The 10142-nt window shown below is 68.3% G+C and carries 2 protein-coding genes; both read right to left on the bottom strand.

Features of this window, described 5'->3' with window-relative positions; all coding sequences use genetic code 11:
* A partial coding sequence (locus ACIA5H_RS37200) for an amino acid adenylation domain-containing protein (RefSeq protein ID WP_397081000.1) occupies window positions 1-6137 on the bottom strand: 6137 nt, incomplete at its 3' end.
* Window positions 6138-6305: 168 nt separating this feature from the next.
* On the bottom strand, window positions 6306-10142 hold a 3837-nt coding region (locus ACIA5H_RS37195), incomplete at its 5' end, for an amino acid adenylation domain-containing protein (protein WP_397080999.1).

Here is a 10142-nt window from a genome sequence, read left to right as displayed (position 1 = left end):
TGGAACAACGGATGACGCGCCGTCGACCGCGGCGGATTCAACACCTCCACCAACCGCTCGAACGGCACATCCGCATGCGCGAACGCAGCCAGATCCGACTCACGCTGCCTACCGAGCAAACCCGCGAACGACTCACCCGGCTCGAACCGCGTCCGGAACACCACGGTATTGACGAACATACCGATCAGATCATCCAGCTCCCGCTCACCACGACCCGCCACCGGAGTACCGATCGCGATATCCGAACTACCCGACAACCGAGCCAACAACACCGCGAACGCCGTATGCACCACCATGAACAACGTCGCCCCATGCGCACGAGCCAACTCCACGAGCCCCGCATGCGTCGCCGCATCGATCTCGATATCCACCCGCGCACCGGCCAGCGACGCCACCGCAGGCCGCGGACGATCCGTCGGCAACTCCAGCAAATCAGGAAGACCAGCCAACTGCTCCCGCCAGAAACCGATCTGCTGGGCCGCGACCGATGCCGGATCGTTCTCCTCCCCCAACACCGCACGCTGCCACAACGCGTAATCCGCATACTGCACCCGCAACGACGACCACCCCGGAACCTCACCCGAAGTACGCGCCGCATACGCCACCATCACATCCCGCACCAACGGACCCATCGACGACGCATCCGCAGCGATGTGATGCACCACCACCGCCAACACATACGTCTCGGGCGCTCCGTCGACCTGGATGAGGACGGCACGCAACGGCACCTCGGCCGTCACGTCGAACGGAGTCGCCGCCAAGGCGTACACGGCGCTCGCCACGTCCGACTCGGCCAGCACCCGCGGAGTGAGATCCAAGGCGACCTGCCCGGCGGGCAGCACCACCTGCACCGGGCCGTCGACCGTCTCCGGATACACCGTGCGCAGCACCTCATGGCGCACGACCACATCCTGTAGCGCCGCACCCAGCGCGGCGACATCCAACGCACCGGTCAACCGCAACGCGAACGGCAGGTTGTAGGCCGCCGAACCGATCTGCTCCGCGGCCTCATCGGACTGATCGAAGCGGTTGAGGAACCACATCCGCCGCTGCGCCAACGACAACGGCAACCGCTCCGGCCGGGCGATACTGCCCAACTCCACGCGCTCACCGTGCGTGTGCGACTCCAGCGCCGCCGCCAACCCCGCCACCGTCGGAGTCTCGAACAGCGCCCGCACCGGCACGCGGCCACCGACCGCCGCGCCGAGACGCGCCACGACTTGGGTGGCGACCAGCGAATTGCCGCCGAGCGCGAAGAAGTCGTCATCCGCGCCGACCCGGGTCACACCGAGCACCTCGCCGAACACACCCGCCACGATCTCCTCGACCGCGCTCGAGGGCGCACGGAAATGCTTGGTCTCGAAGGTGGGCTCCGGTAGCGCCTTACGGTCCAGCTTGCCGCTGGAATTCAGCGGGAACGCATCCAGCGCCACGATGGCGGCCGGAACCATGTAGGCGGGCAACGTCTCACCGATCGCGGAGCGCAGTGCTTGCGTGTCGATCCGGTCTCCCGGAGCGGGGACGACGTAGGCCACGAGTTGGTCGCCCAGCGATGAAGGCGACACGAGCGCCACCGCCTGGCTCACCGAAGGCTGCGCCAGCAGCGCCGTCTCGATCTCACCGAGCTCGATCCGCTGACCACGGAACTTCACCTGGAAATCGGTCCGGCCGAGGTAGTCGAGGACCGCGTCGTCGGCGTCCTTGCGCCATACGACGAGGTCACCGGTGCGGTACATCCGCTCGCCGTTGCCGAACGGGTTGGCGACGAACCGGTCCGCGGTGAGATCGGGACGCCGCACATAACCGCGGGCCAGCTGATCACCGGCCAAGTACAACTCACCGGGCACACCCACCGGCACCGGCCGCAACCACGAATCCAGGACGTACACCTGCGTGTTCCACTGCGGCAGACCGATCGGCACGCTGCGCTCGTCCGCCGACGCGGGCCAGTAGGTCACCGACACCGCCGCCTCGGTCGGGCCGTACAAGTTGTGCACGGCCGCGTCGGACACCGCGTGCATGGCTCCCACGGTCTCCGGGGGCAGCGCCTCGCCGATCACGAAGACGTGTTTCAGCGTCGGGCAGCTGCCGGGCGTGGTGTGCGCGGCGAACACGGTCAGCATGGACGGCACGAAGTCGGTTACCGTCACGCGCTGCCCGGCAATGGTTTCCGCGACGTAGGCGGGATCGCGGTGCCCGTCCGGCGTGGCGACGACGAGCTTCGCTCCCGCACGCAACGGCATGAAGTAGCCCCACAGCGAGACGTCGAACGTCGTCGCCGTCTTCTGCAGGTACACGTCGTCCGGGCCCAGCGGGTATTCCGCCAGCATCCACGCGATCTGGTTGTCGATCGCCGCATGGGACACCGCGACGCCCTTGGGCCTGCCGGTCGATCCCGACGTGAAGATCACGTACGCCGGGTGCTCCGGCAACACCGGACGCAGTAGTTCCTCCGGGCGAACCGGGCTGTCGTCGAAGCCGTCGAGATCCAGGGTGTCGACGGCGAGCGCCCGGACGTCCTCGGGCAGGGCCGCCGCGTCGGCACTGGTCGTCACGACACAGAGGGGGCGAGCGGTGTCGAGGATGTGCGCGATGCGTTCGGCCGGATGATCCGGATCCAACGGCACATACGCCCCACCCGACGCCACCACCGCATACATCCCCACCACAAGATCCAACGAACGCCGAACCGCCAACCCCACCAACGACTCCGCACCCACACCCTGCGAAATCAACAAACGCGCCAACCGATTCACCCGCGCATCGAACTCACGATAAGTCAGCTCGGCGCCCTCGTAAGCGACGGCGATCCGTTCCGGATTCGCTTCGACGGCACGGCGATATCCGTCGAGCAGCAATTCGGAGCGGACGGGGTAACGGGTGTCGTTCCACTCGTGCAGGATTCGGTCCCGCTCGACCACGCTGAGCAGGTCGATGCCGCCCAGTGCGCGATCGGGATCGGCCGCGACCGCGCGCAGCAACCGGTTCAGGCGCGCCGCGAATTCGGCGACCGAACCCTCATCGAAAAGGTCGGTGGCATAAGTGAACATGGCGGCCAGGCCCGCGTCCGGACCTTCCTGCGGCGTCACTGTCAGCTGCAGATCGAATTTGGCCACCGCGCCGTCGAGTTCGACCGCGCCGACCGACAGGCCGGGCAGCTCGAGCTCCGCTCGGTCCATGTTCTGGAAGAACAGCGCCACCTGGAACAGCGGATGATGCGCCTGCGAGCGGACCGGGTCCAGCACCTCGACCAGCCGCTCGAACGGCAACTCGGCATGTGAGAAGGCGGCGAGGTCACGTTCCTTGGTCACCGCCAGCAGTTCGGCGAACGAGGCCGCCGGATCCACCGCGGTCCGCAACACCAGCGTGTTGACGAACATGCCGACCAGATCGTCGAGTTCGGCCTCGCCGCGGCCCGCGACCGGCGTGCCGATGGTGATGTCGGCGGAGCCGGACAATCGGGCGAGCAACGCCGCGAAAGCGGTGTGCACGACCATGAACAACGAGGCGCCGTTCGCGTGCGCGAGCTCGTCGAGCCGGGCCCGGGTGGGTGCGTCGACGGTGAAGGTGAAGACGCCTCCGCTTCCGGATGCCGCGGCGGGACGCGGCCGATCCGTGGGGAGATCGATCCGGTCCGGAATGTCCGCGAGAGCCTCGCGCCAGAAGGCGATCTGCGTCGCGGCCACGGAACGGGGGTCGTTCTCCTCGCCCAGCACGGCGCGCTGCCACAGCGTGTAGTCCGCGTACTGCACCGGCAGCGGTTCCCAGCCGGGTGCGGTGCCGGCGCTGCGCGCGACGTAGGCGGTCATCAAGTCGCGCACCAGCGGCGCTATCGAGGTGCCATCGGCCGCGATGTGGTGCACGACGACGGCGAGGACGTAGTCGTCGGGACCGGTCCGCGCGAGCGAAAGCCGCAACGGCACCTCGGCCGCGACATCGAAACCGGTGGCGGCGAACGTACGCAGCCAGTCCGGGAGTTCCCCGGCGGGCAGGTCGTGCGGCGTCAGGTCCGGCGTCGCCTCCGCGGCGGGCAGTACCACCTGATACCCGGTACCGTCCACCGCCGGATACACCGTCCGCAACGTCTCATGACGCCCGACCACATCCGCGACAGCCGCCTGCAACGCCGCCACATCCAACACACCCGACAACCGCACCGCGAACGGAATATTGTTCGCCGCGGACCCGGTATCGAACTGATTCAAAAACCACATCCGCCGCTGCGCCAACGACAACGGCACCCGCTCCGGACGCTCCACCGCCACCAGTGCCGGACGCTGCGCGCCGGTGTCGAATTCGGCGAGCCGGGCGGCCAGCAGCGCGACCGTCGGCGCTTCGAACACCGTCCGCGCGGGCACCCGCGCGCCGATCGACGCCCCGAGCCGGGCCGCTACCTGCGTCGCGATCAGCGAATTGCCGCCCAGCTCGAAGAAATCGTCGTCCGCGCCGATCTCGTCACCGGCGCTGAGCAGTTCGCCGAACACACCCGCCACCAGTTGCTCCAGCGCACCCGACGGAGCGCGGAATTCCTTGGTCTGCAACTGCGGAGCGGGCAGGGCTCGACGATCCAGCTTGCCCACCGGGGTCAGCGGGATCTCGTCCAGCACGGTGAGGGAGGTCGGCACCATGTGCACCGGCAGGCTGCGCTCGGCGTGCGCGGTCAGCTCGTCGATGTCGATCGAGTGTCCGCTCGCCGCATGCACGTAGGAGGCGAGAATCGTCGCGCCGCTGTCCAATTGGTGCCCGACGGTGACCGCGAAATCCACCGTCTCGTGCGCCGCCAGCACCGCATCGATCTCGCCGAGCTCGATACGGAAACCGCGAATCTTCACCTGGAAGTCGTTGCGACCCAGATACTCCAACTCACCACTCGGCGTCCAGCGCACCAGATCACCGGTGCGATAGAGACGAGAGTGGTTCGGGTCGAAGGGGTTCGGGACGAAACGCACGGCGGTGAGGCCGGGGCGCAACTGGTAGCCCCGCGCCAACTGGGGCCCGCCGATGTACAACTCGCCGACCACGCCGATCGGGACCGGCACCAGTCGCTCGTCCAGCACGTACTCGGTGGTCGCCTGGATCGGCGCGCCGATCGTGACCGGCCGCCCCGGCACCAGCGGCGCGCTGATGTTCGTCATGATCGTGGTCTCGGTCGGGCCGTACCCGTTGTAGAACTCGCGATCACCGTCGGCGAGCGGGCGCACCCAGCGCCGCACCAGCTCCGGCGGGCACGCCTCGCCACCGGCCACCACCACACGCAACTCGTCCAACCCCGCCGGATCCACCGACGCCAGCGCGGCCGGGGTGATGAACGCGTGCGTGACGGCCTCCCTGCGCAGGAGCGCGGCCAGCTCGTCACCGCCGTACACCGTCGGCGCGACCACGACCATGGTGGCCGCGCCACCCAGCGCGAGCAGCAACTCCAGCACCGACGCGTCGAACGACGGCGACGCGAAATGCAACGTCCGCGACGCACTCGTCACCCGATACCGATCACGCTGCTCGGCACAGAAACTCGCCAACCCCGCCTGCGTGACGACCACACCCTTCGGCATGCCGGTCGATCCCGAGGTGTAGATGACGTAGGCAGGATGTTCGGCGCGCAATTGGCGCAGCCGATCCGCATAGGTGACCGGTTCGGTCGGGTAGTCCTCCAGCTGCCTGGCACAGGTGTCGGAATCGATCACCAGCCATTCGATTTCGTTGGGCAGGTCCTCCGCCACACGCGTGACGGTGAGTCCGAGCACGGCGCCGGAGTCCTTCACCATGTGCTCGACCCGGTCGGCCGGATAGTTCGGATCCACCGGCACGAACCCCGCACCGGTCTTGGCCACCGCCCACACCGCGACCACCGACTCCACCGAACGCGGAACACCGACCGCGACCAGATCCTCCGGACCCACCCCACGATCGATCAACAAACGCGCCAAACGCGTGGATTCGGCGTCGAGTTCCGCGTAGGTGAGTTGTCCGCGTGAGCTGACCGCGTCGGCGAACACGACCGCGGTACCGGTCGGATTCGCCTCGACGGCGGTTGCCATCAGTTGCGGAAGGGTAGTGACTCTAGGTCGCCGGGTGCGTGTGGGCCGCACCCGCGCGGGCCGCGTCACGCGAGCCCCGCTTCGTCCCTGGTCCCCCATCCCTGAGCCGGCAGACTATTCCCCGACAAGCGAAACATGAAAACTCTGCACATCCTGCCTGTAAGAACACGTCCATGACACATTTCCAGCGGACACCCTGATACTCCAAACCAACCAGCTGTGTCCATGGTCACACAACTGGCGGCTCGTGTCCGGCCGCGAATCGATTCACTCGCTACCGAGCAGCTCGGTGAACTCGACGATAGCGGCCACATCGGCCCACGGCCCCGCCGGTACGGCGCCGACACCATTGTCCAGCACCACAGCGTGCAAATCCTCCAGGGCCGTCGGGTCGAGGGCGTCCAGCCCGGTCCGATCGGTCACCAGATGGGTTACCCACTCGTCGGCCAGCGACTCCGTCAGCGCGCCGTCCGCGCCGACCAGCACCACCGACGCGCCCACCGATCCCGCGGCGACCACCTCGATCAGCGCGGCGGGCGACTGCGGACTGCCGTGCTGGAAGGTGCGCGATTCGAAGGTCAGCTCGGTGCGGGCGCGCAGCCGTCCGGCCGCCGTGGCCAAGTCGTCGTAGCTGATGGTCTGGTCCCCGACGAAGGCCGGGTCGGTGCCGGTCAGTGCCCGGGTGCGGTGTGCGTAGGTGACCGGGCGGGGTGATTCGGCGGCGATCTCGGCGATGACGGCGGGGTCGTCGAGGGCGAGCCAGTCGAGGGTGCCGGTGGGTGGATCGCCGAGGGTGAGGCCGACTTTGGTGTGGAGGTCGTCGGGCAGTGCGGTGTCGAGGGTGTCGACGGGGACAACGGCGGCGCCTGTTTTGAGGACGGCCCAGGTCGCGATGACCGCTTCCATGCCGCGATCCAAGCGCATTCCGACACCCGCGCCGGGACCGCAGCCCCGCGCGATGAGCACCCGCGCCAAACGCGAAGAGCGGGCGTCGAGATCTTGGTACGACAGCGCGTTCTCACCGGCGACCACGGCGGGCCCCTCCGGGTCGTCCTCGACCGCCGCCGCCAGCGCCTGGGTCAGCGCCGTGCCCGCCGTAGCCGTGGGCGGTTCGACGCTAACCGACTCCGCCGCGGCCGTCATCCGCTCCCGTTCGGTTGGGTCGAGGATGTCGATGTCGCCGATGGGGGTGTGGGGGTTGGTGGCGATGGTGGTGAGGATGCGTTCGAGTCGGTGGCCGAGGGTGTGGATGGTGGTTTCGTCGAAGAGGTCGGTGGCGTAGGTGAAGATGGTGTCGAGTTCGGCGGGGGTGCCGTCGTCGTGGTGGTGGGGGTTGATGTTGACTTGTAGGTCGAATTTGGCGGCGACGGTGTCGGTGTCCAGGGCGGTGACGGTGAGGCCGGGCAGCTGGAGGGTGGGTTGTTCGTTGTTCTGGAATGACAGCACGACCCCGAACAGGGGGTTGTGGGTGGTGGCGCGGCCGGGGGCGACGGTTTCGACGACGCGTTCGAAGGGGATGTCGGCGTTGGCGAAGGCGGCGAGGTCGGTTTCGCGGGCTTGGTCGATGAGTTCGGTGAAGCTCATGCCGGTTTCGACGCGGGTGCGCAGGGTGAGGGTGTTGACGAACATGCCGACGAGTTCGTCGAGGGCGCGTTGGCCGCGTCCGGCGATGGGGGTGCCGATCGCGACGTCGGGGTCGCCGGTGAGGCGGGCCAGCAGGACTGCCAGGGCGGCGTGTACGACCATGAACAGGGTGCAGTTGTGGGCGCGGGCCAGCTCGGTGAGGGCTTGGTGGATGTCGGGGGAGACCGCGAAGCCGGTGTTGGCGCCGCGCATGGACGGGATCGGGGGGCGGGGCCGGTCGGTGGGGAGTTCGGCTTCGCCGGTGAGCCCGGCGAGCTGGTGGCGCCAGTAGGCGAGTTGTCGTGCGGCGACGGAGGTTTCGTCGTCGTCGGTGCCGATGACGTGGCGTTGCCAGATGGCGTAGTCGGCGTATTGCACTTCCAGTGGCGCCCAGCGGGGGGAGTTGCCGCCGATGCGGGCGAGGTAGGCGGTGACCAGGTCGCGCGCCAGCGGGGCCATGGAGGCGCCGTCGGCGGCGATGTGGTGGGCCACGAACGCCAGTAGGTGTTCGTCGGGGCCGGATTCCAGCAGCAGGGCGCGGACGGGGACTTCGGTGGTGACGTCGAAGCCGGTGAGCATCAAGTCCATCACCTGGGTGGTGGGGTCGTCGGTGACCACGACCTCCAGTCCGGTGGGCAGGGCTTGGTCGACGGTGAGGATCTGCTGGAACGGGAGTGCGCCGGGGCCGCCGGCGGGGTAGCGGGTGCGTAGGGATTCGTGGCGTTCGAGGACGTCGGCCAGTGCGTAGCGCAGGGCGGAGACGTCCAGGGCGCCGTGCAGGCGGATGGCCATCGGGATGTTGTAGGCGGCGGAGGCGGGGTCGAATTGGTTGAGCACCCACATCCGTTGCTGGGCCAGCGACAACGGGATCGGTTCGGTGCGTTCGGTGCGTTCGAGCACGGTGCGGGCACCGCCGCCGGCGCCGGGCACCACCCGCGCGGCCAACGCGGCCACGGTCGGGGCTTCGAACAGTTCGCGTACCGCGACATCGGCGTCGAGGGCTTCGTTGATGCGTGCGACCACGCGGGTGGCCAGCAGCGAGTTGCCGCCCAGGGCGAAGAAGTCGTCGTCCAACCCGACCTCGCCGGCGCCCAGCAGCCCGGCGTATACCTCGGCCACCGCCTGCTCCACCGGCGAACTCGGCGCGCGGAACGCCACCGCCGACACCACCTGCGGCGCGGGCAGCGCCCGGCGGTCCAGTTTCCCGTTCGCCGTCAACGGCAACACCTCGAGCACGACCACCGCATCCGGCACCATGTACCCGGTCAAGAACTCCGAGACCTGGGTACGCAGCACCGACGCATCCAAGCTCGCCCCGGCGTCGGGCACGACGTACCCGATCAAACGGTCACCGGCATGCTCGTCGGCGCGGACCAGCACCACCGCCTGACTCACGCCCGGGCAGCGCAGCAGCGCCGCCTCGATCTCGCCGAGTTCGATGCGGAAGCCGCGCAACTGCACCTGCTGATCACCACGACCGGCGTACTCCAGGGTTGCTCGACCACCGAATCCGACCCACCGGCCGATGTCACCGCTGCGGTACATCCGCGAGCCCGGCGCACCGAACGGGTTGGCCACGAACCGTGTCGCGGCCAGACCGGGACGGCCGAGATACCCGCGGGACAGCTGCGCGCCCGCGACGTAGATCTCTCCGGCCACCCCGACCGGCGCCGGGTGCAACCGGTCATCGAGCACGTACGCGTCCAGACCCGGGAGCGCCCGCCCGATCACGCTGGCCGGGTTGTCGACCATCTGCTCGTCCAACGACAGGAACGACACGTGCACCGTGGTCTCGGTGATGCCGTACATGTTCACCAGCCACGGCGCGTCCACCGGATGGCGCTCGTACCAGCGCCGCAGCTGGCGCAGATCCAGTGCCTCACCGCCGAACACGATGTAGCGCAGCGCGAACTTGCCTTGGTCGTGGTGTGCTGCCCGGTCGGCCTCGGCGAGCTGGTAGAACGCCGACGGGGTCTGGTTGAGCACGGTGACCTGTTCGCGGATCAGCAGTTCGCGGAATTGCTCCGGTGAGCGGGAGGTCACGTAGTCGACCACGACCACGCTGCCGCCGTTGGCCAGCGCGCACCACAACTCCCACACCGAGAAATCGAACGCGAAGGAATGGAACAACGTCCACACATCGGTTTCGTCGAACTCGAACAGCAATTGGGTGTTGGCGAACAACTCGACCACGTTGCGGTGCGCCACACCCACACCCTTGGGCACCCCGGTCGAACCGGAGGTGTAGATGACATACGCCAGATTGTCCGGGCGCAGGGGCCGCACCCGCTCGCGGTTGCGGACGCGCGAATCGTCGTAGCCGGTGGTCTCCTCCAACAGGAGCGCCGGAATATTGCCCGCGGGCAGTGAGTCCAGCTCGGCGGCGGTGGTCAGCACGCACACCGGGGCGGCGTCTTCGAGCATGAACTCCAACCGCTGCACCGGATAACCGGTATCGATCGGCAGATACGCCGCCCCCGC

The sequence above is a fragment of the Nocardia sp. NPDC051900 genome (assembly GCF_044452545.1).
Lineage (GTDB): Bacteria > Actinomycetota > Actinomycetes > Mycobacteriales > Mycobacteriaceae > Nocardia > Nocardia sichangensis.
The sequence above is the reverse complement of the archived record's forward strand: the minus strand, read 5'-3'. Positions and strand labels throughout refer to the sequence as shown.